At 44.2% G+C, this 26,326-nt stretch carries 20 protein-coding genes; 15 read left to right on the top strand and 5 right to left on the bottom strand.

Annotated features, from left to right (window positions below; translation table 11 throughout):
- The first annotated feature begins 825 nt into the window (after positions 1–825).
- Positions 826–1,020 carry a hypothetical protein gene (locus AC59IL_RS12690; protein WP_496552500.1) on the top strand — a complete coding sequence of 65 codons (195 nt, stop codon included), beginning with the start codon at positions 826–828 and terminating at the stop codon, positions 1,018–1,020.
- Between the two features lie 138 nt (positions 1,021–1,158).
- Positions 1,159–1,920, top strand: a complete 762-nt coding sequence (locus AC59IL_RS12685) for a DNA-formamidopyrimidine glycosylase family protein (protein ID WP_496552499.1) — start codon at positions 1,159–1,161, stop codon at positions 1,918–1,920.
- 85 nt (positions 1,921–2,005) lie between these two features.
- Here AC59IL_RS12685 and AC59IL_RS12680 read toward each other — a convergent pair whose 3' ends face one another.
- From AC59IL_RS12680 to AC59IL_RS12660, 5 genes are all read right to left on the bottom strand, one after another.
- Entirely contained in the window at positions 2,006–3,232 is a 1,227-nt protein-coding gene (locus tag AC59IL_RS12680; protein ID WP_496552498.1) for an ABC transporter permease, read from the bottom strand.
- Between the two features lie 170 nt (positions 3,233–3,402).
- Positions 3,403–4,149 (bottom strand): ABC transporter ATP-binding protein, encoded by a 747-nt coding sequence (locus tag AC59IL_RS12675; RefSeq protein WP_496552497.1) that lies wholly within the window; start codon positions 4,147–4,149, stop codon positions 3,403–3,405.
- Positions 4,150–4,208: 59 nt separating this feature from the next.
- Positions 4,209–5,534: an efflux RND transporter periplasmic adaptor subunit gene (locus tag AC59IL_RS12670; protein WP_496552496.1), complete on the bottom strand. Its 1,326-nt coding sequence runs from the start codon at positions 5,532–5,534 to the stop codon at positions 4,209–4,211.
- Positions 5,535–5,557: 23 nt separating this feature from the next.
- The gene (locus AC59IL_RS12665; protein WP_496552495.1) at positions 5,558–6,892 is read right to left on the bottom strand and encodes a TolC family protein; all 1,335 of its coding nucleotides are present in this window, start codon (positions 6,890–6,892) and stop codon (positions 5,558–5,560) included.
- A gap of 327 nt (positions 6,893–7,219) precedes the next feature.
- Positions 7,220–10,576 (bottom strand): methylmalonyl-CoA mutase family protein, encoded by a 3,357-nt coding sequence (locus AC59IL_RS12660; protein ID WP_496552494.1) that lies wholly within the window; start codon positions 10,574–10,576, stop codon positions 7,220–7,222.
- A 216-nt stretch (positions 10,577–10,792) separates the two neighbouring features.
- Here AC59IL_RS12660 and AC59IL_RS12655 point away from each other — a divergent pair, with 216 nt between their 5' ends.
- The 13 genes from AC59IL_RS12655 to treF all read left to right on the top strand — a co-directional run bounded on the left by AC59IL_RS12655 (position 10,793) and on the right by treF (position 26,288).
- The gene (locus tag AC59IL_RS12655) at positions 10,793–11,650 is read left to right on the top strand and encodes a fumarylacetoacetate hydrolase family protein (RefSeq protein ID WP_496552493.1); all 858 of its coding nucleotides are present in this window, start codon (positions 10,793–10,795) and stop codon (positions 11,648–11,650) included.
- Positions 11,651–11,831: 181 nt separating this feature from the next.
- Positions 11,832–12,164, top strand: coding sequence for an L-rhamnose mutarotase (locus AC59IL_RS12650; protein WP_496552492.1), 333 nt, complete (start codon positions 11,832–11,834; stop codon positions 12,162–12,164).
- Positions 12,165–12,190: 26 nt separating this feature from the next.
- Positions 12,191–13,015, top strand: a complete 825-nt coding sequence (locus AC59IL_RS12645; RefSeq protein WP_496552491.1) for an amidohydrolase family protein — start codon at positions 12,191–12,193, stop codon at positions 13,013–13,015.
- A 3-nt stretch (positions 13,016–13,018) separates the two neighbouring features.
- Entirely contained in the window at positions 13,019–13,801 is a 783-nt protein-coding gene (locus AC59IL_RS12640) for an L-fucose dehydrogenase (protein ID WP_496552490.1), read from the top strand.
- 141 nt (positions 13,802–13,942) lie between these two features.
- Entirely contained in the window at positions 13,943–15,211 is a 1,269-nt protein-coding gene (gene fucP, locus AC59IL_RS12635) for an L-fucose:H+ symporter permease (protein ID WP_496552489.1), read from the top strand.
- 117 nt (positions 15,212–15,328) lie between these two features.
- Positions 15,329–16,099 (top strand): SDR family NAD(P)-dependent oxidoreductase, encoded by a 771-nt coding sequence (locus AC59IL_RS12630; protein ID WP_496552488.1) that lies wholly within the window; start codon positions 15,329–15,331, stop codon positions 16,097–16,099.
- Positions 16,100–16,507: 408 nt separating this feature from the next.
- Positions 16,508–18,538 (top strand): kojibiose hydrolase, encoded by a 2,031-nt coding sequence (locus AC59IL_RS12625; protein ID WP_496552487.1) that lies wholly within the window; start codon positions 16,508–16,510, stop codon positions 18,536–18,538.
- A 246-nt stretch (positions 18,539–18,784) separates the two neighbouring features.
- Positions 18,785–19,336, top strand: a complete 552-nt coding sequence (locus AC59IL_RS12620; RefSeq protein ID WP_496552486.1) for a hypothetical protein — start codon at positions 18,785–18,787, stop codon at positions 19,334–19,336.
- Between the two features lie 90 nt (positions 19,337–19,426).
- The gene (locus tag AC59IL_RS12615) at positions 19,427–20,764 is read left to right on the top strand and encodes a vanadium-dependent haloperoxidase (RefSeq protein ID WP_496552485.1); all 1,338 of its coding nucleotides are present in this window, start codon (positions 19,427–19,429) and stop codon (positions 20,762–20,764) included.
- A 28-nt stretch (positions 20,765–20,792) separates the two neighbouring features.
- Positions 20,793–21,878: a hypothetical protein gene (locus tag AC59IL_RS12610; RefSeq protein WP_496552484.1), complete on the top strand. Its 1,086-nt coding sequence runs from the start codon at positions 20,793–20,795 to the stop codon at positions 21,876–21,878.
- 117 nt (positions 21,879–21,995) lie between these two features.
- Entirely contained in the window at positions 21,996–22,955 is a 960-nt protein-coding gene (locus AC59IL_RS12605; RefSeq protein WP_496552483.1) for a hypothetical protein, read from the top strand.
- 2 nt (positions 22,956–22,957) lie between these two features.
- Entirely contained in the window at positions 22,958–24,499 is a 1,542-nt protein-coding gene (locus AC59IL_RS12600; protein ID WP_496552482.1) for a vanadium-dependent haloperoxidase, read from the top strand.
- A 208-nt stretch (positions 24,500–24,707) separates the two neighbouring features.
- On the top strand, positions 24,708–26,288 hold the full coding sequence (gene treF / locus AC59IL_RS12595) for an alpha,alpha-trehalase TreF (RefSeq protein ID WP_496552481.1): 1,581 nt from the start codon (positions 24,708–24,710) through the stop codon (positions 26,286–26,288).
- Positions 26,289–26,326: the final 38 nt, after the last annotated feature.

The raw sequence follows: 26,326 nt of genomic DNA, 5'->3' as shown, positions 1-26,326 counted from the left end.
TAAGCCATATTTTAATTGTACCACTCGCTTCGGCTTACCCTTAAGTACTTCTTCTACAACCTTTGCAATAAATTTCTTGTCATAGTTGCCCCCGGGTACCAGACGACGACCTGGAGCTTTTGATCCTTTTTCTGCCATACAATTTTTGTTTTATTGTATAGTTATATTAGGACGGGTCAGGTTACAGCACCAGGTGCACGTAAGAAATACATATTCAATAACCTTATCGCATGATTGCACCGGATGATCGCAGCCATCAATTGTCAATGTCATACATGAACCGGTCAATTTTATGGTTATCCTGTACAATCTCATACATTACCGATCAACCTCACGTTTGCCTTGTGTAATCTCATAAATAAACGGTTCGATTTCATATTTACTTTGTACAACCTCATACATGAACCGTTCACTTTCATGGCTGCATGGTACAATTTCATACATAAACCGTTCAATCGCATGGTTACTTTGTACAACCTCATACATGAACCGTTCACTTTCATGGTTGCATGGTACAATCTCATACATAAACCGTTCAATCGCATGGTTACTTTGTGCAATCTCACACATGAACCGTTCACTTTCATGGTTGAATGGTACAATCTCATACATAAACCGTTCAATCGCATGATTACTTTGTGCAACATCATACATGAACCGTTCACTCTCATGGTTGCTTTGTAGAATCTCACACATGAACCTTCAACCTCACGATTGAACCCTATGACCTCAATGATAAAACCTTCAATCTCATGCTTAATCCGAATAATCTCATTCATGCCTCCCTAAGGCACACCCTTTGCCTTTATACCACAAAAGCATTTTATGGAAAAGCGAACATTGGGCATTATTCTCGCCCTGGCGGGTATGGTGGGACTTGTATTGGCCGGTGTTAACTTTATTAACGGCGGAGCCGATACGCATAACATCAAACAAATCATTCTGTATGGAGTCCTCGGCGCTATCTTTTTCTTTGCAGGCGTAGGCCTAATCCGCAATACGCGCGATAAAGCAACATAGAATTGTAGAATTACATACTCAGTTTTTGATTCCGCATTATGGTTTAAGAAACCTAACGGCCTACGAAATCGCTAAAACAAAGGCGGTTAAACAAATCTTTTTACAATAACTATAAATCAAAAACTACAAACCCGCAACATGCCCGAAGGGCCATCTGTTATCATTCTAAAAGAAGCCGTGCAGCCTTTTAAAGGCAAAAAAATTTTGTCGGCTACAGGTAACACAAAAGTCGATAAAGATAGCATGGTCAATCAAAAGATAGTCGACTTTAAAAGCTGGGGAAAGCATTTTCTGATCTGCCTGCCTAAGTTTACTTTGCGCATTCATTTTCTATTGTTCGGCTCTTCTTCCGTTAATGAAAAAACAAAAGCAAATCCTCGCCTGCATCTGCATTTCAGCAATGGTGATCTGTATTTATATAGTTGCTCTGTAAGGGTAATTGAAGAAGACCTTGACCTGGTATACGACTGGAGCGGCGATGTGCTGAATGATGCCTGGGATGCCCAAAAAGCCCGGCGAAAACTAAAAGCTCAACCCGATCAACCGGTATGCGATGCACTGTTAGATCAAAACATATTTGCCGGCGTTGGCAACATCATTAAAAATGAAGTGCTGTTCCGTATAAAAGTTCATCCTGAAAATAAGATCGGCCATTTACCGCCGCGTAAACTTACCGAACTGATCAATGAAGCCCGCACCTACAGCATCGATTTTTTGAAATGGAAAAAAGCATTCGTCTTAAAAAAACACTGGCTTATTCATACGAAAAAAATATGTCCGCGATGTAATATTCCTGCCGTTAAAAAACACCTCGGCAAAACCAATCGCAGAACATTTTATTGTGAAAATTGTCAGGTGCTGTATAAAACCGAAGTCGGAAGTCTGAGGTCGGAAGTCTGAATAACCCGAATTGCCTAACCCATGACTATTTATTCCCTCCTTCAATTTCTATTTTCGTACTTCTGACATCCGACTTCCGACTTCTCTACTCATACCTCAACGCCTCTATCGGATCCAACCTCGATGCCTTCTGCGCCGGATAATACCCAAAGAACACGCCGGTTATGGCGCACACTAAAAACGATAGTATAATGGATGATCGCGATACCAGCGTTGGCCACGATAAAAAGAATGTCACCAGATTCGATGCCGTTATGCCAAGCAGCACACCAATTATACCGCCGGTAATGCTGATCAGAATTGCTTCTATTAAAAACTGAAATAAAATATCAATACCACGTGCTCCGATCGACATGCGCAAACCTATTTCCTTGGTGCGCTCCGTTACCGAAACATACATGATGTTCATGATGCCGATGCCCCCAACCACCAGCGAAATACCGGCTATGGCTGCCAGTAATACGGTCAACAGCTGACTGGTTGAACTGAAAGTATTTATCAGCTCGGCCTGTGTACGTACCATGAAATCATCATCGTCACCTGCCTTTAATTTGTGCGAAGCACGAAGAATATCCGTTACCTCGGCAGTTGCCAGCGCCGAACTGCTTTCATTTACTGCCGAGGCATAAATGTTTTGAATATAAGGTATGGCCAGAATTCTTTTTTGTACCGTTGTATAAGGCGCCAGTATGATATCATCCTGGTCCTGTCCAAATGCGTTTTCGCCTTTCTCGGCCAAAACGCCAATGATCTTAAAGGGGATTTTATTAAAGCGTATGATCTTGCCAACCGGGTCTTCGCCTGAGCTGAAAATATTTTCTACAACTGTTTGTCCTATCAAACACACTTTATCGGCAGTGTTCACATGTTCCTGCGTAAAAGTGATCCCGTCTTTTAAAAGCCAGTCGCGTATACTAAGGTATTCAGGACTTACCCCCTGTATGGTTGTTGGCCAGTTTAATGATCCACTGATCGCCTGTCCTTTTGCCTGTACGGCCGGCGATACCGCGGTAATATAGGTAGCCTGTTTTTGTAAGGCTTTAATATCATCTAATGTAAGTGTTTGTAAACTGGTTGCGTCGAGCCGGGCGCCTCCACCAACTGTTTGATTGCTGTTGGGCCGTATGGTGATCATGTTTGATCCCATGCTCGATAACTGGTCCTGTATGCTTTGCTTCGATCCCTGCCCTATTGCCACCATCGCAATTACCGCAGCCACGCCAATGATTATACCCAGCATAGTTAAAAAAGCCCGCAACTTGTTTCGTTGCAGCGCTCTTAAGGCGATCCGTATAAGATTAAAGAGTTTCATCTTTTTAATTGTTTGAGGGTTGAATTGTTTGATTGCTCAAACCCGAAATGCTAAAAGTATTATTGCAATCAAACGCCCTAACCATTTATTATCTACGACCGGTCTGTCTGTCGTATACCTGATTGCAGAAAGGGTTCTACAACAATCAAACCATCAAGCCATTTAACAATCTAATAGTCATTCGTCACCGGTAATGCAGCCAGCATTTCACGGGCCGAACGCACACTTTCATTTTTGGTGTCTTTCACTACTTTGCCATCTTTTAATGTTATGGTCCTGCTGCTGAATGCCGCTATATCGGGTTCATGCGTAACAAACACAATTGTTTTCCCCTGCTGCTGATTCAACTCCTGAAACAGCGACATAATTTCGTACGACGTTCTTGTATCGAGGTTACCGGTGGCCTCATCGGCCAATATCATTACCGGTTCATTTACCAGGGCGCGTGCAATGGCCACGCGTTGCTGCTGACCGCCCGATAACTGATTGGGTAAGTGATCAAGTCGGTCGGCCAGCTTTACGGCTTCCAAAGCTTTTACAGCTTTCTGATGACGGGTTTTGGAAGATATGGATGAATTGTACAACAAAGGCAACTCTACATTCTCCAAAGCCGATGTACGCGCCAGCAGGTTGTACGACTGAAATACAAACCCTATCTTTTGATTGCGCAAAACAGCCAGTTCGTTTCGTCCTAATTTCTTTACGTCCACGCCATCTAATAAATAAGTGCCATCGGTAGGTTTATCCAAACAACCTAAAACATTCAACAGTGTGGTTTTGCCCGATCCGCTGCTACCCATGATCGTTACAAATTCACCGGGCTCCACATCGAACGAAACCCCTTTTAATGCCCGCACTATTTCGGCCCCCATTTTGAACTCCCGTTTGAGATTGTGTATTTCTACTATTTTGGCCATAAAAATTAGTTTAAGTTTCTCGTAAAGGCGCGAAACAGTTTACTCAAACCACAAACAAATTAACCGGGCCTGCCACTGCCTCCACTCCTGTTACCACCACTGCCACTGCTGCTACCACCTCCTCTTCTTGGCGGCATAAACGGACTTCTTGTTCCGGATGAACCTTTATCATTAGTTCCTAACTGCTGCATACCGGTAACCACCTGGTCATCGACAGATAATCCTGATAATACCTGCACATTGGTATCATCGCTCAACCCTATTTTAATTACCCGGCGTGTAAGCGTACTGTCTTTTTTAATCCACACCATGGCGGTTTTGGATGCTGATCCGGTTTGTAATGAATCTCTTTTTCTTTTTCCACCCATGTGTGTAGTATCGCGTGGTGTTTCACTGCCAATTCTCATCCCCTCGCTTTTTTCCTTTGCATGCTGGCCCTTGCCTTCAATATGATACTTCTTATATAATGATGAGTCGGGTCTGAAGCGAATTGCTTTTGCAGAAATAAGCATTGCATTGTTTATTTCCTGCGTATAAACGGTGCTGTTGGCCGTCATGCCCGGCTTCAGCTTCATATCTTCATTGGGTGCATCTATGATGGTTGAATAGGTAACCACGTTCGATGAAACGCTCGGCCGCAATCGAACCTCATTTACTTTTCCATCAAAAACATTATCCGGAAAAGCATCTACTGTAAAGGTTACGCGCTGGCCATTCTTTACGTTTCCAATATCTGCTTCATCTACCGCTGCCTGCACCTGCATTTTGGTAAGGTCGCGTGCAATTACAAATAAAGTGGGTGTATTTAAACTGGAGGCTACGGTTTGTCCTACGCTTACATTACGCGTTAAAACTGTTCCATTTATGGGCGAGTAAATATTTGCATAAAAAAGATTTTTTTGTGCTGCTTTTAACTGGGCTATTATACTGTTCACATTATCCCTTGCTGCATTGTTCTGGTTCAGGGCGGTTTCATAATCAGCTTTGCTGATGGCGCCTACATCAAGCAATTGCTTTTGCCTGTCGTAATTGCTTTTTTGAAATTCAAGATTGCTTTGCGCCTGACGTAAATTGGCGTTGATTTGATCAACCTGCGCCTGTAATATGGTTTTATCAAGCTCGGCAATCAGCTGTCCCTTTTTTACTTTGTCGTTAAAATCAACATATACTTTGCTGATGGTGCCCGATACCTGGGTACCTACCGATACAGTATCAACCGGTTGAACAGTACCGGTGGCCGTTACACTGGTAGCAATAAACCCATAATGTGGTTGCTCGGTTTCAAGAACTACAGGCTGCTCTTTTTTTCTGAATTTCCAGAACCACAGACCGATCCCTGCGGCTACTATTATCAGGGCCCATATAATCCATTTATACTTTTTCATTGTTCATGAGTTTACGATTATAATTATAGCGATACAGGTACGCCTGTATAAAAGTCATATATCTTTTTGTTCAAAATGTTGTTGTACCTGGCCTGTACATAAGCCTGCAACGCCTGCACATACAGGTTCTTTTGCGTAAGCAAATCAATGGTATTTAAAGCGCCGAGCCGCAACTGCTCATTGGTTATGTGATAGCTTTCCTGGTTGATACGCCACTGTGTTTCAGCAGCTGTTAACTGCGCCTGTGCATTTAATACATTTATATACGCCTGCTCTACTGCCTGATCGAGCGTGGTTTTAGTGCCCTGCAACGATAGTTTGGCCTGTTCAATTTGTATTTTCGATCGTTCGATATTGCTTTTGTTGGCGCGGTTGGCAAAAATGGGTACCGATACGGTTACCCCAAGCCGTTGATAAAAGTTGTTGTTTATCTGTGAAAAATATTTCAGGTCGTTATTATCTGAATAACCGCTCGATAAACCTGCACCCAAACTAACTGTAGGCAGGGCGCCTGCTTTTGATTTTTTCAGATCTAACTCAGAAGATTTTACACCCAGCTCGCCAATCTTTACTTCGGGCCTTGTTTGCAGAGCCGCACTTTCAGCTTCGGGCAGCGACGGTAAAGCCTGTTGTGTTACGATGGTATCGGGCTGCACCACATCAAAGTTTACCGATGATGGCAGTTGCAGAATTTGCTTTAAAGTAATGAGGTTCTGCCGCAGGGCATTGGTTGCAGTAACAAGGTTATACTGATCATTCGCCAGCGTTGCTTCGAGTTGCAAATAATCTTTTCGGGCAAGACTTCCTGCATCGAATCGTTGTTTTCCCAGCTGTAATTGCGACTGCGATGTATTTACAAGTTCCTGCAGGTATACAATGTTTTCTTTCTGCAACAGTATATTCAAAAAGGCCTGCGTGATCTGAAGCGTAATATCATTTTCAGCCTGCTGCACACTTAAATTGGCCGATTCGAGCAATATGCCTTTTTGCTTTACATCATTATTAAGATAACCTCCGTTAAAAACAGTCCACGATGAGTTGAGCGAATAATTGCCCGATGCTTTTGCCTGGGTTTGAAAACCACCCACCACGGGGTTGGCATTATTACTGTTTACTACAGATTGTGAAAGGCTACCGGTTAAATTAGGTAGTTTGGCAGCCCTCGACTGCAACAAATTTTGTTCACTGGTGCGTTCATCCCAACGCAAATTTTTTATGGTGATATTATTTTTCTTCGCATAGTCCAAACAGGTTTGCAAATTCCAATGTAAGGGCGATGCGGATGATGTATCCTGTGCTTTAATACTACCTGTTACAATGAAACAAATTCCGGTAATTAGTAAAAAATGTTTCCACATACATTACATTTTATCGTTCCCTAATTGTTCCCTATATACCATTTGAAGTGTTTAGAAGACTTTTCCGGTGGAGAGTTAAGTGGTTTTCAAACAGCTTAACATTTCGTTTAGCATTTTCTATATATAGTCACTGATAAACGGTTTTATACCTTGATAAATGGGGTATTATAAACGTGCCACACCTTTGAGGTAAGGCACATTTGCTTCTGAGGAAATATTTCCTCAATTACAATCCGGGAGTTTTTAAAAAACCGAAAGTCCAAAAGAAAGATACATTCAAGGTATCATTCTTTCGGACTTTCTGACTTCCCGACTTTCGGACTTGCCTTACATATTTCTTCTATACTGCCCGCCCACCTCAAACAAGGCATGCGTGATTTGACCAAGCGAGCAATATTTAACGGTTTCCATCAATTCGGTAAAGATATTTCCATTGCTGATGGCTGTTTTCTTAAGTCTGTTAAGCATTTCGGCAGCATGTTCTTCATTTCTTTTCCAGAAGGCCTGCAGATTTTGTATCTGCTGCTCTTTTTCTTCGGTAGTACTGCGAATTACTTCGCCGGGTAAAACGGTAGGACTTCCTTTTTTATTCAAAAATGTATTTACACCAATGAGGGGCAATTCGCCACTGTGCTTCAAACTTTCATAATACAAACTTTCTTCCTGTATTTTATTACGCTGGTACATGCGTTCCATGGCGCCCAGCACACCGCCTCTTTCGGTAATGCGGTCGAACTCGGCCAGTACAGCTTCTTCAACCAGGTCGGTTAGCTCTTCAATTAAAAAAGATCCCTGTATGAAGTTCTCTGTTTTGGCGCTGCCCAGCTCACGATTAATGATCAGCTGAATAGCCATGGCCCGGCGAACGCTTTCTTCGGTAGGCGTGGTGATCGCTTCGTCGTATGCGTTAGTATGTAAACTGTTGCAGTTATCGTAAATAGCATACAACGCCTGCAGCGTGGTGCGTATATCATTGAAATCAATTTCCTGTGCGTGCAAACTGCGACCCGAAGTTTGAATATGGTATTTTAATTTCTGGCTGCGGTCGTTGCCTTTGTATTTATACTTCATGGCCTTGGCCCAAATGCGACGCGCCACCCTGCCGATTACACTGTATTCGGGGTCCATGCCATTGCTGAAGAAGAACGACAGGTTAGGAGCGAACTCATCAATATGCATTCCCCGGCTCAGGTAATATTCAACATACGTAAAGCCGTTGGAAAGTGTAAAGGCCAGTTGTGTAATGGGGTTAGCGCCCGCTTCGGCAATATGATAACCGCTGATGCTTACGCTGTAAAAGTTGCGAACCTTTTGCTGAATAAAATATTCCTGCACATCACCCATCAGCTTCAATGCAAACTCGGTACTAAAGATGCAGGTATTCTGCGCCTGGTCTTCTTTTAATATATCGGCCTGAACCGTACCACGTACCTGCGCCAGCGCTTCGGCCTTTAGTTTTTCATATATTTCTTTCGGCAACACATCATTACCAGATACACCTAATAATTTCAATCCTAATCCATCATTGCCATCAGGTAATCGTTCAGGCGCCGAAGGATTAAAATAAACAGGCTTTGGCAAATGTTTAAACCGTTCTTCGATTTTATTATTGACCATTGACCATTGACCATTCACCGTTATCCATTTTTCACATTCCTGATCGATGGCCGCATTCATAAAAAAAGCCAGTATAATAGGCGCCGGACCGTTGATGGTCATGCTTACCGATGTTTTGGCATCGCACAAATCAAAACCGCTGTATAGTTTCTTTGCATCATCAACGGTAGCAATGCTAACGCCACTGTTTCCTACTTTACCATATATATCTGGCCGATGAGCAGGATCTTCTCCATACAACGTTACACTATCAAAGGCTGTAGATAAACGCCGCGCCGGCTGATCGAGCGATACATAGTGAAAGCGTTTATTGGTACGCTCGGGTCCGCCTTCTCCGGCAAACATCCTGGTAGGATCCTCCCCCTCGCGTTTCAGCGGAAACACACCGGCTGTAAATGGATACTCACCGGGAATATTTTCCTGTAACTGCCATTTTAGAATATCGCCCCAGTCGTTATACTTTGGCAATACTACTTTCGGAATTCTTGTACCACTCAGCGATTTGGTGATCATGGATTGTTTGATCACTTTATCACGCACCTGGTACTCAAAAAAATCGGACTTGTATTTTGTAACCAAAGCAGGCCAGCTATCGATGAGCTTTTTACATTCGGGGTGAAGCTTTTCTTCGAGCGATTTTTTGATCTTCGATAATTCATCAATAACAACAGCCGGCAAATTATTAATTGACGAAAGCGTTCCCTGCACCTGATACAATTGGGTTGCCAGGGCGCCCTGTTCTTTTACCCATGCATCGTACCCTCTGTTGGTTTCGGCAATTTCGGCCAGGTAGCGAACACGTTTCGGCGGAATGATCTGCGATTTGGTAGTGGTATCTTTTATATGTGCATGTACTTCTATATTACCAAATGCCACACCTGTTTTATGCTGTATGGTCACCACTAATTTTTCGAACAGCTCATTGATGCCCGTATCATTGAATTGGGCGGCAATGGTGCCTACAACGGGCACATCCTCATCTTTTGCCGTAAATAAATTGTGATTGCGTTTATATTGTTTACGAACATCATGCAAGGCATCGAGCGCCCCGCTTTTGTCGAATTTATTTATGGCAATTACATCGGCATAGTCGAGCATGTTGATCTTTTCAAGCTGCGATGCAGCGCCATATTCAGGCGTCATTACATATAAGCTCACATCACAATAATCAAGAATGCTTACATCGCTTTGCCCCACGCCGGCCGATTCCAGAATAATCAGGTCAAAGGCGGCTTCTTTACATACATTAATGGCATCCTGCACATGTTCGCTCAGGGCAACATCGCTGTCGCGCGTGGCGAGCGAACGCATATAGGCCCTGGGCGAATGGATGCTGTTCATGCGAATGCGATCGCCCAGTAAGGCGCCGCCTGTTTTTTTCTTCGAAGGATCAACTGAAATAACAGCGATTGTTTTTTCAGCAAATGCGTTCAGGTAACGACGAACAATTTCATCTGTAACGGATGATTTTCCGGCGCCGCCGGTGCCGGTAATGCCTAAAACAGGGATGGGTGCCGGCGATTTGGCAATAGCCTTCTGGCCGTTATTTTCAGCATTGGAAATAGCTCTCGAAATTTTCCTGATGTCCTTCCACTCACCCAATGTCATTTCCTTTTTAAAATTGGCGGGGTTGCCATTCACCGGAAAATCGCATAACGTGATCACTTCTTCTATCATACCACCTAAACCCAGGCGCCTTCCATCATCCGGACTATAAATCCTCGTTATCCCATAATGATGTAACTCATTAATTTCCTGTGGCAAAATGGTGCCGCCACCGCCGCCGAAAATTTTAATGTGGCCGCAACCATTTTCGTCGAGCAGGTCTTTCATGTATTTAAAAAATTCCACATGACCGCCCTGGTAGCTGGTAATGGCAATGCCCTGGGCATCTTCTTCAATGGCACATTCAACAATCTCGGCTACCGACCGGTTATGGCCCAGATGAATAATTTCGGCGCCCTTCGACTGCAAAATGCGGCGCATAATATTAATAGCAGCATCATGACCATCGAATAAAGAGGCAGCTGTAACAATTCTAACCTTATTAACGGGTGTATAACTCATAATTGCAAGCATTACAAAATCGGCCTAAAGATAGTTCAAAAAACTAATGATTGTTAGTATTGCCTGCTCCCTTCCCCCCACACCAGGTGTTTGAAAAGGATGAAACTCCCTTTTAGATTGACGGGATGGCAAATTTTGGAAACGATTGCGGAATTTTCGTTTGGTTTCCAGTGAAAATGAAATAGTTTCGGCCATCAAAAAAATCAAACCGGTAAAATGAAGCTTATTCGTTTTGGAATGGCCGGGCACGAAAAGCCTGGCATTGAGTTACCCGATGGAAAAAGAATCGACACCAGCGCTTTTGGAGAAGATTATACCGAACAGTTTTTCGCCAACGATGGTATCGCGCGTTTAGCAGCATGGCTGAAAACAAATCAGCCTACCTGCCCGCAGGTTAGTGCTTCGGAACGCCTCGGCGCCCCGCTTGGCCGACCCTCGAAAATTATTTGCATCGGCTTAAATTATATCGATCACGCCCGCGAAAGCAATATGGCCGTTCCTTCGGAACCTGTTGTGTTTTTTAAAGCTACCACAGCTATATGCGGCCCCTACGATAATCTGGTTATTCCTAAAAACAGCACCAAATCCGATTGGGAAGTTGAGCTGGCTGTAGTGATCGGCAAAAAAGCATCCTATGTTGAAGAAAAAGATGCGAACAATTATATCGCCGGTTACATGTTGCACAACGACTACAGCGAACGTGCTTTTCAGTTGGAGCGCAACGGTCAATGGGTAAAAGGAAAAAGCTGCGACACTTTTGCTCCGCTGGGTCCCTGGATGGTTACTCCCGATGAAATTGCTGATATTCATAATGTACGGTTGTGGCTGACCGTAAACGGCAAAAAAATGCAGGACGGCAACACGGCCAACCTCATTTTCAAAATACCTTTTTTAATCTCGTACCTGAGCCAATTCATGACCCTGCTTCCGGGCGATATCATCAGCACAGGCACTCCCGCTGGTGTAGGGTTAGGTCAAAAACCCGAACCGGTGTATTTAAATCCCGGCGATGTGGTTGAATTGGGAATCGATGGATTGGGTAGCAGCAAACAGATGGCTGTAGCTTACAAATAATTGTTTGAGGTTTGTGGTTGCTTTGGGCAGTTTCTGGCTTTTGGTTTATTGTTTGAGGTTGCTTCGCGATTCGGAAAACCCGGCATAAACGCAACAGGCTTTATAAAAAATAAGAAGGCCGAAGAACCTAATGCAATTCAAATACTAAGTAACTACAAACCTCAAACCTCAAACCATAAACATGAGATATTGTCTTGCCCTGGATCTGAAAGATGATCCGGAATTAATTGCCGAATACGAACGCTATCACCAACAGGTGTGGCCCGAAATTATAGATAGTATTAAATCATCCGGCATTGAAGTGCTGGATATTTATCGCACCGGTAACCGGATGTTCATGATCATTGAAGCGAATGATGATTTTTCATTCGACAAAAAGTCAAAAGCCGATGCCGCCAACCCTAAAGTGCAGGAATGGGAAACGCTGATGTGGAAATTTCAACAGGCGCTTCCCTGGGCCAAACCAGGTGAAAAATGGATAATCATGGATAAAATATTTAGCCTGCCTGCATGAAATAGTAACACTTAAAAATGCTTGCCATGACAATCGACTCACACGTTCACTTCTGGAAATACGATAAAAAAACTTACGCCTGGATCGACAATACCATGAAGCCGCTTCAGCAGGATTATTTGCCCGAGCACCTGGCGCTTCCGCTGAAAAGAAATGAAATAGATGGCGTAGTGGCGGTTCAGGCTATACAATCGGAACTGGAAACCCACTTCCTCGTTGAACTGGCGCAAACGCATCCCATTATCAAAGGCGTTGTGGGCTGGATCGATCTGCAGGCCGATAACATTGAAGACCGCCTGCAATACTTTTCGCAATACCCCATCATAAAAGGCTACCGCCATATAGTGCAGGTTGAACCGATCGATTTTCTGGCGCGCGAAAATTTCCGTCGTGGTGTGGCTGCATTGAAGCCTTATAATTACACATACGATATTCTTGTTTTTCATAACCAGTTACGACCGGCAATCGATTTCGTATATGCCATGCCGGAACAGGCATTTGTCATCGATCACTGCGCCAAACCCGATATCAGGCATAAGCAAATCGACGAATGGAAGGTGCTGATGAAAGAAATGGCCATGTTCCCTAATGTTTGCTGTAAACTGTCGGGCTTGTTTACCGAAGCAGCCTGGAAAGAATGGAGCGCCGCTGATTTTTATCCCTACCTCGATGTGGTGTTCGAAGCATTCGGTACCGACCGGCTTATGTTTGGTAGCGACTGGCCCGTAATACTACTGTCGGGCATTTATGTACAATGGAAAAGTTTGTTAGAAAAATATATGGAGAACTTTTCATCCGAAGACAGGGAAAAAGTTTTTGGCACTAATGCGATTCAATTTTATAATTTATAAATCATGGATTTACATCTGACCAACAAAGTATTTATTGTAACAGGGGGTGCCAAAGGTATTGGTGCAGCTATTAGCAGTTCGATTGCCGCCGAGGGTGCTATTGTTGTAATTGCAGGCCGTAAACAGGCCGATAACCAGGCAAAAGTTGATGAAATTGTAAAAGCAAAAGGTAAAGCCACGTCAATTGCCGTTGAACTGAGCGAAACCGCAGCCTGTAAAGAAGTGATCGATTTCACCATAAAAGAGTTCGGCCGCATCGATGGCCTGATCAACAACGCTGGTGTAAATGATGGCGTTGGGCTCGAAAGCGGTTCACCCGAAAAATTCTTCGATTCGCTGCAAAAAAACCTGAGCCATTTTTATAACCTGGCCCACTATGCATTGCCTCACCTGAAAAAAACAAAAGGCAATATCATTAATATCGGTTCTAAAGTTGCCGTAACAGGTCAGGGCAATACCTCGGGTTATGCTGCTTCAAAAGGCGCCATCAATGCATTGACCCGCGAATGGGCTGTTGAATTATTGCCATATTCTATCCGTGTAAACACAGTGATCCCGGCCGAGGTTTGGACGCCATTATATGAAACCTGGATCAATTCATTGCCCAATCCGCAGGAAAAATTAGCACAGATCGTTTCAAAAATACCTTTGGAGAAACGCTTTACCACCTCAGAAGAAATTGCCGATATGGCGGTATTTTTACTAAGCGATCGCTCGGCCCATACAACCGGCCAAATCATTTATGTTGATGGTGGCTATACGCATCTCGACAGGTCACTGACATAGAAAGGCACAAGGCCTAAGGAATGATGAATATTGAATGTAGAACTTTGAATATTGAAGTGAAGGAAATATCGATATACCAAAGAACTTTGCAACAGTAACCATAGAACCACAACAAAAAACAACTAATAAATTCCCGATTGCATGTCAAAAACGAACAATGTATCGTCAACCGGCAACAAATATCTGTTCCCTTTTATACTGGTAACCAGCTTATTCTTTTTATGGGCTTTTTTGCATAACATCAATCCCATTTTGATACCGCATTTAAAAAAGGCCTGTCAGCTCAGCGATACGCAATCGGCATTTATCGATACCGCCGTTTATATCGGCTATTTTTCAATTGCGTTACCGGCCGGCTGGTTCATGCATAAGTATGGTTATAAAAAAGGGATCCTGATCGGATTAACGCTATATGCCATTGGCGCCTTATTGTTTATTCCGGCAGCATCGGCCCGAAGTTATAGTTTCTTTTTGTTTGCCCTTTTCATAATCGCCAGCGGCGCTACCTTTCTGGAAACTGTAGCTAACCCCTACATTACCAAACTGGGCCCCAAAGAAACATCTGAGCAACGGTTGAATTTTGCCCAGTCGTTTAATGGTGTGGGCGCTTTTGTAGCTCCCATTGTAGGCGGACAATTTATTTTATCGGGCATTGAACATACAAAAGAAGAATTGAGCCGTATGTCGGCCGAACAGTTGAATGCTTATCTGCAGTCGGAAGCCGATACGGTGAAAATTCCCTATCTGGTCATTGGTATACTGGTGTTGATCGTAGGGTTGCTCGTATTTATGTCGCACATTCCGGATATTAAAGAAGGCAATGAAAATGAAAAAGAAAGCTTTTCGATAAAAGTTTTTCGCCATAGCCATGTTACCTGGGCAGTTATAACACAGTTATTTTATGTAGGCGCGCAGGTATGTGTAGGCAGCTTTTTCATTCGTTTTGCAAAGCAGGTTATGGAAATGCCCGAAAAAAAAGCAGCTTTTATGTGGGGTTCCATTGCCATGGTAGGTTTTATGGTGGGCCGTTTTGCCGGTACCTTTTTTATGAAATATATTAAACCGGCTAAGCTGTTATCACTGTATGCAATCATTAATATTTTATTGCTTACCGTGGCGCTCAATACACACGGATCAGCAGCAGTATATTGTGTAATTACGGTTCCGTTCTTTATGTCGATCATGTTCCCCACTATATTTGCGCTTGGCATTAAAAACCTGGGCGAGGAAACAAAGATCGCTTCGTCGTTTTTGGTGATGTCGATTGTGGGCGGCGCTATCTTCCCTTTATTTATGGGTTTGATATCCGACGCTACCGGCAGTATTCAAAAAGCCTATATTGTTCCTTTACTTTGCTTTTTAATGATCTTATTTTTCGGATGGAAAGGGCATAAAATTAAGTCGGTTTAAAGTTGACAGATTAACAAGGTAACAAATTGATAAGGGTGTCACCTCATTAACTTATAAACTTTTCAACCTATGACTTATCAACTTATCAACTAATTAACTTATCAATATCTTGCACCCATGTTTCGACTCGATAACAAAACGGCCATCATTACCGGTGGCGGAAGCGGTATAGGAAAAGCTATTGCAACCGTATTTGCCAAACAGGGCGCCACGGTGAACATTTTAGATATGGATGAAGCAGGCGCGGCCAATGCAGTAAAAGAAATTACCGAAAATGGCGGCAAAGCTAAATTTTACAAGTGCGATGTATCGAATCAAACCGGTGTACAACAAATAGTTGATTCCATTGCAGCCGGCGGCCCAATTGATATGCTCATCAACAACGCCGGTATTGCCCATATCGGTAATGCCGAAACAACTGCCGAAACTGATTTCGACCGGTTGATCAATGTGAATGTTAAAGGTGTTTACAACTGCTTACATTCCGTTATACCACACATGAAACAAAACGGAGGCTCTATTGTAAATATGGCTTCCATCGCCTCACTGGTTGGCATACCCGATCGCTTTGCCTATTCCATGACCAAAGGCGCCGTAGTGGGTATGACCTTATCTGTTGCCAAAGATTATCTGAAATATAACATCCGTTGTAATTGCATTTCACCTGCACGGGTTCACACGCCCTTTGTAGATGGGTTCTTATCAAAAAATTATCCGGGTAATGAGCAGGAAATGTTCGAAAAGTTATCCAAAACACAACCCATTGGTCGCATGGGCCGGCCCGAAGAGATCGGTTACCTTGCTCTGTACCTTTGCTCCGATGAAGCATCATTCATCACCGGTTGCGACTACCCCATCGATGGCGGTTTTGTGAAGCTGAACAACTGAGTTGAATGGTGAATCCTGAGCGTAGTCCTGAGCGTAGTCGAAGGATCGAAGGATCGAAGGATCAGCTGCAAAGCGTTGAGCGTAGTCGAAACGCTGCTTAGTTAAACGGCATCGAACAGTAAATAAACTTCTTCAATGCGCCCATAACTACCGGGGCGCATTTTTTATTTTTTATACCGCTTTTGCACTACTATCATCGCCGGTTGTGTCACTTGCCGATTTATTTTTATCGGCATCCCGACAAGTCGGGACATGTATGTTCTGAACGCTTCTCAGCAAACAAACTTCACGCTAAACATCAACCGGGTCAAATCGCGGAACAACTACAAACCCCGTCCGACCGGGTCATCCGGGCGGGCATAAACCACAAACCACAAACTTTTCCTACCTTCCCTTAAAGCTATTGCCATGCTGAAAAAACGAGCCCTCCTTTTTTATTTCTCATTTCTAATTTTTCATTTCTCATTCTCCCAGGATCCCTGGAAAATTACCGCTACGCAAATTGACCCCACCAATTATTATGGCATTACTGCTGCCAACGGCATGATCGGCATCGTTTCTTCGCCCGAACCTTTTAAGGTAAAAGATGTGGTACTGGCAGGCGCCTACGATTTATATGGCCGCGGCCGCGTAAGCAATTTTCTGCGCAGCTTTAATTTACTGAACATGTACCTCGATGTTGACGGCCGCCGCATCGATGCCAAAAACGTTTCGAATTTTAAGCAGGAGCTCGACATGCATCATGCTGCTTTTACGGCCTCCTTCGATTACACCGATAAAGCAACGGTGACCTATACCTATTATTCGTTGCGGCATCTGCCCTATACTGTTTTAATGGATGTAACCGTTACCGCTAAAAAAGGTATTACCGTCACCGGCGCCAGTGTAATGGAGGCGCCCGATGCCTTAAAAGATGTACAGAATTATTATAACGAAATCGACAGGCCGCATGTGGTGATTAGTTTGCTTACATCGGCAGCCAAAAGTCCTACCGGTAAATTATTGTTATGCGCCTCCAATACTTTTTTGTTTAGTGAACCTCATGGCCGCGAGCCGCGTGTTATTCATGAAATGTGGGATAACAATATGCACCTGATGAAATTCAATCGCGCTGTTAAAGCAGGTGAAAGCTATCGTTTTTCTATTGCCGGTTCTTCCATAACGTCGGCCCATCACGATGATCCGTTGAATGAAGCCGAACGCATGACCATCTTTGCCAAACTCGAAGGTCGCGACCGGCTACTGCAGTTTCATAACCAGGCATGGGACGATTTATGGAAAAGCGATATCGTTATTGAAGGCGATGCGCAAACTCAGCAGGATGTTCACAGCATGTTATATCACTTGTATTCTTTCACCCGCGAAGGCACTGCCTTGTCGCCTTCGCCGATGGGTTTATCGGGCCTGGGTTATAATGGCCATGTATTTTGGGATGCCGAATTGTGGATGTATCCTGCCATACTGGTATTGCATCCCGAACTGGCTAAAAGCATGATTGAGTATCGTTACCAAAGGTTGGAGGCTGCCAAACGAAATGCTTTTTCAAAAGGATACAAAGGCGCCATGTTTCCCTGGGAAAGCGCCGAAACCGGTGTTGAAGAAACACCGGTATGGGCATTGAGCGGTCCGTTCGAACATCATATCAGCGCCTGTGTTGGTATCGCCGCCTGGAATTATTATTGTGTAACCCAGGATAAGAACTGGCTGAAAGAAAAGGGCTGGCCTATTTTATCCGCTACAGCGGATTTCTGGGCATCGCGGGTTGAACGTAACGGACCCGGCAAATACGAAATCAAAAATGTGGTAGCGGCCGATGAATGGGCCGAGAATGTAGATAACAACGCTTTTACCAATGCAGCGGCCAAAGCCAATCTGCAATATGCTACCGAAGCAGCAAAGCTGTTAGGTATAACACCCAATGCCGATTGGATGACTGTGGCCAATAATATCCCGGTTTTAAAATTTGCCGATGGCGTTACCAAAGAACATGCTTCCTATAATGGTGAAGGCATTAAACAGGCCGATGTTAATTTGCTGGCATATCCATTGAAAGAAGTAACCGCTGTTGACCAGATTAAAAAAGATCTTGCTTATTATGAAACCCGTGTACCCAACGAGGGTACACCGGCCATGACGCAGGCAGTGTTCACCACTTTATATGCCCGCCTGGGCGATGGCAATAAAGCGTTTCACTTTTTTCAGGATGGCTATTTGCCAAATCTCAATCCTCCTTTCAGAGTGATAGCCGAAACCAAAGGCGGCACCAACCCTTATTTTGCTACCGGCGCCGGTGGTTTGTTGCAGGCTGTGTTAATGGGTTTCGGCGGACTTGAAATTACGCCCAAAGGAATTGTTCAGATCAAATCATCACTTCCCCCGAACTGGAAAAGATTGACTATCACGGGAGTGGGGGTAGACAAGAAGGTTTTTAGCAGATAGTTGAAAAGTTAACAAGTTTACAAGTTGACATGGCACTCTGCTCAACTTGTAAACTGGTCAACTTACCAACTCGTTAACTTAAACTTTCCTCTGCTAAACCGATTACAAACCATTATCATACTGCACTATATATTAACTGCTATCTCCATTCATAACCAAAACAACCAGCTAAAAAATTTTGGCCAACAGCATTTTCATACTCCGAATTGTCTTATTTTGTGTTGACTCAAAGCTACACGACCTCAATTGAAAAAGGTTGCTGCCATATCATTGCTTGTATTATTCCTGTTTAACTGGTTCGGATACCGTTTGTTATCTGATTACTGGCAAAAACAGGCCGATACCCGTCTTGAAGCCCGCCTCGATCACAACCAGTACGATGAATCAAGCCTCATAGAAATTCGTGTTCCGCTCAATATGCCTTATCAGAATGTTTCATCAGGCTTTGAACGATACGATGGTGAAATAGAATTCAACGGCAAACATTATAAATACGTAAAACGCAAGGTCGAAAACGGGCAACTGGTTTTACTGTGCCTGCCCAACGAAACCAAAATGCGGTTGCAAAGCGCCCGCGACGAGTTTTTTAAGCTGGTGAACGACCTGCAGCAATCTTCCCAAAATAAAAATCAGGTTCCTGCTTCTTCAATAAAAAATCCTGTTACAGAATACTGGCAACAACAAAATAATTGGTGCATCAACGCTATCGTTGCGCTGCACAACCATTACACATCTTATCCTTTTGTTTTGCCACGCGCTCCCTCACTAACTACGCCGGCCCAGCCTCCTGAATGTTAAGGGCTTTTATCATCGCCTTTCCATTTATTGTAAAATTTCATAGCTCCATCATCCGGGCTATCATTGCTTCATTTTAATTGTAGCTAAATCATGCGTGCATTAATGTATGCTGCCGTTATGGTAGTAGCAGCATCGTGTTCACAACACTCTGCCGATTATCAACAGGTGCTTCACAACCCAATTCTGTACAGTAAAATCACCGGTCAGTTAACCGAGGTAATTACCTACGATATTTTTACGCCACCTGTAGCCAGCCGTATTTATGCCTATTCCCATTTGGCGGCATATCAGGCAATGGTTCATGGCGACAGCAGCTATACATCGCTGAACGGACAATTAAAAGGACTCGATAATGTGCCCCGGCCCGATTCGGGTAAAGCCATCGACCATCCCTATGCAGCATTGATCGCTTTTATGGAAGTAGGTCGTACGCTTACTTTCTCAAAAGATCAAACCGATAAAATTGTCGACTCCATTAAAATGCTGGCCGTAAAACATGGCATGCCCGAAGCAATGCAAAAGAATTCTGAAGATTATGGCGTTGCAGTAGCCAAAGCCGTTTTGGCCTGGAGCAAAAAAGATAATTACGCACAAACCCGTTCGGCCGCCAAATACACAGTGCCTAATGATGAAGGCAAATGGGTGCCCACACCGCCTGGTTATTTTCAGGCAGTTGAACCGCAATGGCGAACCATTCGCGCCATTACGTTAGACAGTTGCAACCAGTTTGCACCGCCTCCGCCCTGCGTATTTAAAAAAGAAGCCACCAGCGATTTTTACAAAATGGCCAAACAGGTGCTGGATACGGCAAACGGTCTTACCGACGAACAAAAGGCCATCGCCAGTTTCTGGGACTGCAACGGGTTTAAGTTAAACGTAGTAGGACATACGATGTACGCTACCAAAGCAATGACGCCCGGCGGTCACTGGATGGGCATTGTAGGTATTCTTAGCCAGAATCAGAAAGCCGATTTCGATAAAACGGTTTACACTTACACATCAGTTGCTTTTGCGGTGATGGATGCATTCATCGCCTGTTGGGATGCCAAATACACCTGGAACCTGGTACGACCCGAAACGGTTATTAATAAATATATCGACCCTAACTGGAAACCATTTTTACAAACACCGCCTTTTCCTGAATATACCAGTGGCCACTCAATTATTTCTACTGCCGCTGCTACTATATTGGAACATATTTATGGATCACAGGCTGCCTTTACCGACAGCACCGAACGCCCCTGGGGATTTCCCGACCGAAAATTTTCGTCGCCCCGCCAGGCTGCCGATGAAGCAGGTATTAGCCGTTTTTACGGTGGCATTCACTACCGCCCATCCATATTTGTAGCACGCGAACAGGGAGTAAAAGTGGGCAACTGGGTTTTATCAAAACTACAAATGAAAAAAGAACAGCTCGCCAGCAAGTAATTAATCATCTCAACCAAAACAAACTATTATGAAGAAGTTTCTCATCTGTTCAATTACATGTTTGCTTATTGTTCATTATGCACAATCACAGGGCTGTGTGGCCATACGTAGCACCGGCGGGTTTTGTACCAGAGATCAGGCGCTGCACAATGATTCCAAATGGATGTTGGGTGTAAGTAACCGGTATTTTAAATCGTTCCGGCATTTTGTAGGTACCGAAGAGCAAAAGCAACGCATTGAACAAGGCACCGAAGTGATTAACCACTCCTACACACTCGACCTTACGCTTACCCGCAACCTTAATAAAGGATGGTCTGTTGCCCTCGACGTTCCCATTATTTCCAACGCCCGTTCATCTTTGTACGAACATGGCGGCAATGCCGGTAAAGACCCCAGGCATTCAACACATGCTTTTGGCGTGGGCGATATTCGTTTTGCTGTATATCGCTGGCTGTGGGACCCCGCATTGATGAATAAAGGAAACATACAGGTTGGACTGGGTATTAAATTGCCAACCGGCGATTACAAATACCAGGACTTCTTCATAAAAAATGATTCAACAAAAATATTAGGCCCCGTTGACCAGTCAATTCAACTGGGCGATGGCGGTACCGGCTTTACTACCGAAATAAATGCCTTTTATAACTTCCTGCCATTTTTAGGAGTATATGGCAACTTCTATTATTTATTTAATCCGCGCGAACAGAACGGTGTATCAACAGCACGCGGCGGAACAGTTTCGTCAGATGCTATAAAATACGGCACGTCTGTGATGAGTGTGCCCGATCAGTTTATGATACGGGCAGGTGTTAGCGCCTCTTATGAAAATTTTTCGCTTACGGCCGGTGTGCGTGATGAATGCCAGCCCTCGAAAGATTTAATTGGCGGCAGTATGGGTTTTCGCCGTCCCGGTTACATTATTTCATTGGAACCAGGCCTGAGTTATCAGTTTAAAAAAGCCACCGTGTATGCATTTGTGCCGGTTGCCGTAAAACGCAACCGCACGCAAAGTGTGGCCGATAAATTAAAAACAGCAGCAACCGGTGTATACACACAGGGCGATGCCGCCTTTGCCGATTACTTAGTGAATATTGGTTGCACGTTTAAATTTTAATCCTGAGCGAAGTCGAAGGATAGAAGGACCTCATAAACGCATCGGGCGTTCTGAGCGTCCTGAGCGAAGTCGAAGGATCGAAGAACGGGATGCACAATTTCTTCAAAACAATCAACTATGACAAAATTTTGGAAGGTCTGTTTCCGCTTCTATATACTATTACTATCAGTAATGTGCACGCTGCATGTTACCGCCCAAACCGATATCGATGCCATTATGATGACCAAAAACAATTTCTGCGTGGGCGGCATGTACGGATACAGCAGTTGGAAAAATTATTGGGAAGGCACATTGAAAAGAGAGAACCTGAACCTTGGTACTGTATCTACCCAAATGGTTAGTGTAATGGGCAATTATGGTATCAGCGATAAATTAAACATTTTATTTGGCGTGCCTTATGTAAAAACAAAAGCATCGGCAGGCACCATGCACGGACTGAAAGGCATTCAGGATGGTTCGCTTTGGATAAAATACATGCCGGTTGAAAAAACAATCGGCAAAGGCGATTTATCGGTATATGCCATTGCCGGTGTATCGGTTCCGTTGTCGAATTATGTAGCCGATTTTCTTCCCTTAGCAATCGGGTTACGAAGTAAAACACTTTCATTACGGGCCATGGGCGATTACCAGGTAGGTAAATTTTTTGTAACGGCATCAGGTACTTATGTATTCAGAAGTAATATCAAAATCGATCGCGATGCCTATTACACTACCGAAATGCATTATACCAATGAAGTGAAAATGCCCGATGCCCTGTCGTTCAATGTTCGCACCGGTTACCGCCATAGCAACTGGATAGCCGAAGCGATACTCGATAACTGGACAACCCTCGGCGGCTTTGATATTACACGCAACAACATGCCTTTTCCCAGCAACAAAATGAATGCAACGCGCGTAGGAGCCAATGTTAAATATGAAGTAAATGCCGTGCCCGGTCTTTCATTAATTGCCTCGGGTAATTATGTAGTGGCCGGTCGCAATGTGGGCCAGGCAACCAGTGTAAACGGCGGCATCTTTTATATTATTAATTTCTCAAAAAAGGCAAAGAAGGCAGCCCTTGAATCTAAAAAACAATGACCATGAAAAAATTGACTATATACCTGGTTATAGCGGTACTGATCAGCGGCCTTTCGTGTTCGAAAAGCATTTCTGAAAGAAACCTGTCTTTTCCGCCTTTAACACCATCTAAAACCGATATAAATGCCGGCACCTGGAAACCTGTTTTATTAACAGCGCCTACAGATATTACGGTAGCTGCTCCTGCAGCCACCAACACACCGGACTATATTGCACAGATCAATGAAATTAAAGACTGGCAGCGGTCGTTAAACAGTGACGAAAAAAGCAGTGTTGCATATTGGAGCGCGGGAGCCGTATTGCGCTGGAACGAAATATTGCGCGAGCTGGTGGCCAAACACAACCTGCCGCCTTACCAGAACCCCGATGGCACTTACCCCGTTCCCAATGCCAATAACCCCCTCGCCTATCCTACTTTCCCATTCGCCAATCCGCCTTATGCGTCGCGTGCATATGCTTATGTAAGTGCTGCTATATACGATGCGTTGGTGTCGGCCTTTTATTATAAAAAGTTATACAACCGTACTGCCCCGTATAAGGTTGATTCATCTTTGAATGTATTGATACCGAAATCGGATCTGCCTTCTTATCCTTCAGAAGATGCAACGGTGGTAGGTGCTGCGGTAGAAATGTTGAAATTATTATTCCCCGGCGACCAGGATTATATTCAGCAAAAAGCCGAAGAACATAAACGTGCGCGTATTATATCAGGCGCCAACGTGCGCAGCGATATCGAAGCCGGTGAAGCACTTGGTAAAGCAGTTGCTCAAAAATTTGTTACACGCGCCCGGGGCGACCGGGCAGGCGCAGCTGTAGGAACTCCTGCTATATGGGCACAGTCTGAAACTGATTGCATCGCCCGCGGCGAAACTCCCTGGATTAGTCAGGAATCGCCCAAACGGCCGCCTATGTTGCCTCTGTTTGGTAAAGTAAAATGCTTTTTGTTCGATTCGCTTACGGCCATCTCTATTCGTCCGGGCCCACCGCCATCTACTTCATCAGATCAGTTTAAAAAAGAATTAGACGAGGTATTGTATTACAGCGAAAACTACGACCGGGAGCGTACCCGCATCGTTCATTTTTGGGCCGATGGCATTAATACCCCCACTCCGCCCGGTCACTGGAATGCGATTGCGGCTGAAGCCTTTGTATTGGAAAATTACAGCGAAGTGCGCTGGGCACGCAATATGGCCCTGCTTAACATGGCTATGATGGACGCTGCCATTTGTTGCTGGGATGCGAAGTATACCTATTTCAATCCACGCCCATCGCAAATGAACACTAAGATTAAAACGCTTACGGGTTTACCCAATTTTCCATCGTATGTATCGGGTCACTCAACGTTCAGCGGTTCTGCTGCTACGTTTTTATCATATGTTTTGCCGGCAAAAGCCACAGATTTTAAAAACATGGCAACCGAAGCCTCGCTATCACGCCTGTATGGGGCCATTCATTACCGTAGTGATATTGAAGTGGGCATGACGCTGGGGCAAACAATCGGGCAATACGCCGTTGACAGGGCAAAAGCCGATGGTGCCGATTAAACTATTCGCAATTTCGCTGTCGACAGCCAGCAATGGTGTTGGTCGATAGCTTTGGTATATGAGTTATTATTGGTTAAAAACGTCCCGTTTTCACGGGATGTTCTTTTTTATATACCCTTTGTATTTCCGACTTCAGACAGCTGACTTCCGACTTCGGGTATTCTACTTCAAACTTTATCACTATTTTCGGTATGTCGAAAATGGCTATATGAAAAAAAATTTCATACTTCTTACCGGCTTTATACTATATCTCGTTGTATCGGTTGCACAGGCACCGGTAGCTACGCCCGATAAAATTTATGGCGATTTATTTCGTGATGTACAAATGAGCAAGGTATTTCCCGATGGAAAAACCTTTGTAGACTGTATACCCAAACGAAACCCAAAATCAATTATAGCCGATTACAACGCGCAAAAAGGCGCCGCAAAATTCGACCTGAAACAATTTGTGCAGGATAATTTTGAATTGCCGCATACTCCTCAGCTTAACTACATAACACAGGAAAAAGATGTGGTGATGCACATCAAAAACCTGTGGGGGGTATTACGCCGCGATCCCGATACCATTGTTATAGGAAGCTCACTGCTGCCATTACCCAATCCGTACATTGTTCCCGGCGGCCGTTTCAGGGAAGTGTATTACTGGGATTCTTATTTCACCATGCTGGGTTTACAGGCAAGCAGCCAGGGCGAGATGATCGAAAACATGGTGAAGAACTTTGCATACATGATTGATATTTACGGTCATATTCCCAATGGCAACAGAAGCTATTACCTCAGCCGTAGCCAGCCGCCTTTCTTTGCTTTAATGGTGGAGCTGCTGGCCGATCTCAAAGGCGATTCGGTATATGAAACCTACTTGCCTGCACTCGAAAAAGAATATGAGTTCTGGATGGAAGGCGCAGCCAAATTGAAAAAAGGCAACGCCGATAAACGGGTAGTTAAACTAAACGACAGCGTTGTGCTGAACAGGTTCTGGGACGATTACCCTTTTCCCCGTCAGGAAAGTTATAAGGAAGATGTTGAAACCACCCAAAAATCAGGGAGAGATAAAAGTTTCATGTATACCAACCTGAGGGCCGGCGCCGAAAGCGGTATCGACTTCAGCAGCCGGTGGTTTAAAGACAAAAAAAGCTTAACCACCATTCGTGTAACCGATTTTATACCGGTTGACCTGAACAGTTTGTTGTACAAGCTCGAAACTGTGCTGGCCAAAGCAAAAATCGTAACCCACGATGAAAAGGCGGCCGGTGAATATGCCGCCAAAGCCGAACGAAGAAGAGTGGCCATTGATAAATACTGCTGGAACAAAACGCTGAAATATTATACTGATTATAATTTCAAAACACGCCAGTCTTCTGATATAGTTACTCCTGCCGGCATGTACCCGTTTTGCCTGTATACAAAAAACCTCGATTTTATGAGCTTATTGGCCCGGCAGGCTGCCGACCAGGTTAAATCGAAATTGTTACAGCCCGGTGGTATTACCGCTTCGCCTTATTCAACCGGTCAGCAATGGGATGCGCCCAACGGATGGGCGCCCTTAGAGTGGATGACGATATGGGGCCTCGACCGGTGCGGACAACGCGAACTGGCACGCGACATTGGCGAACGCTGGATTAAATTAAATGTTGACGTATTTAAACGAACCGGCCGCCTGATGGAAAAATATAATGTCGTTGACCTGAACCTCGAAGCCGGTGGCGGCGAATACTCCTCGCAGGATGGTTTTGGGTGGACAAATGGTGTACTTCTGGCCTTGATCAATAAATATGGCATGCCGAAGTAGGCAGAAGGCAATAGGCAGTAGACAATAGCATTGAGAAA

The sequence above is a fragment of the Niastella sp. sgz303648 genome (genome assembly GCF_059587045.1).
Note: the sequence above shows the minus strand (reverse complement) of the source record. Positions and strands in the feature narration are given on the sequence as shown.

Coding starts and splice junctions, on each gene's coding strand:
- AC59IL_RS12690 (WP_496552500.1), top strand. CDS start 826: ATGGAAAAGCGAACATTGGGCATTATTCTCGCCCTGGCGGGTATGGTG.
- AC59IL_RS12685 (WP_496552499.1), top strand. CDS start 1,159: ATGCCCGAAGGGCCATCTGTTATCATTCTAAAAGAAGCCGTGCAGCCT.
- AC59IL_RS12680 (WP_496552498.1), bottom strand. CDS start 3,232: ATGAAACTCTTTAATCTTATACGGATCGCCTTAAGAGCGCTGCAACGA.
- AC59IL_RS12675 (WP_496552497.1), bottom strand. CDS start 4,149: ATGGCCAAAATAGTAGAAATACACAATCTCAAACGGGAGTTCAAAATG.
- AC59IL_RS12670 (WP_496552496.1), bottom strand. CDS start 5,534: ATGAAAAAGTATAAATGGATTATATGGGCCCTGATAATAGTAGCCGCA.
- AC59IL_RS12665 (WP_496552495.1), bottom strand. CDS start 6,892: ATGTGGAAACATTTTTTACTAATTACCGGAATTTGTTTCATTGTAACA.
- AC59IL_RS12660 (WP_496552494.1), bottom strand. CDS start 10,576: ATGAGTTATACACCCGTTAATAAGGTTAGAATTGTTACAGCTGCCTCT.
- AC59IL_RS12655 (WP_496552493.1), top strand. CDS start 10,793: ATGAAGCTTATTCGTTTTGGAATGGCCGGGCACGAAAAGCCTGGCATT.
- AC59IL_RS12650 (WP_496552492.1), top strand. CDS start 11,832: ATGAGATATTGTCTTGCCCTGGATCTGAAAGATGATCCGGAATTAATT.
- AC59IL_RS12645 (WP_496552491.1), top strand. CDS start 12,191: ATGACAATCGACTCACACGTTCACTTCTGGAAATACGATAAAAAAACT.
- AC59IL_RS12640 (WP_496552490.1), top strand. CDS start 13,019: ATGGATTTACATCTGACCAACAAAGTATTTATTGTAACAGGGGGTGCC.
- fucP (WP_496552489.1), top strand. CDS start 13,943: ATGTCAAAAACGAACAATGTATCGTCAACCGGCAACAAATATCTGTTC.
- AC59IL_RS12630 (WP_496552488.1), top strand. CDS start 15,329: ATGTTTCGACTCGATAACAAAACGGCCATCATTACCGGTGGCGGAAGC.
- AC59IL_RS12625 (WP_496552487.1), top strand. CDS start 16,508: ATGCTGAAAAAACGAGCCCTCCTTTTTTATTTCTCATTTCTAATTTTT.
- AC59IL_RS12615 (WP_496552485.1), top strand. CDS start 19,427: ATGCGTGCATTAATGTATGCTGCCGTTATGGTAGTAGCAGCATCGTGT.
- AC59IL_RS12610 (WP_496552484.1), top strand. CDS start 20,793: ATGAAGAAGTTTCTCATCTGTTCAATTACATGTTTGCTTATTGTTCAT.
- AC59IL_RS12605 (WP_496552483.1), top strand. CDS start 21,996: ATGACAAAATTTTGGAAGGTCTGTTTCCGCTTCTATATACTATTACTA.
- AC59IL_RS12600 (WP_496552482.1), top strand. CDS start 22,958: ATGAAAAAATTGACTATATACCTGGTTATAGCGGTACTGATCAGCGGC.
- treF (WP_496552481.1), top strand. CDS start 24,708: ATGAAAAAAAATTTCATACTTCTTACCGGCTTTATACTATATCTCGTT.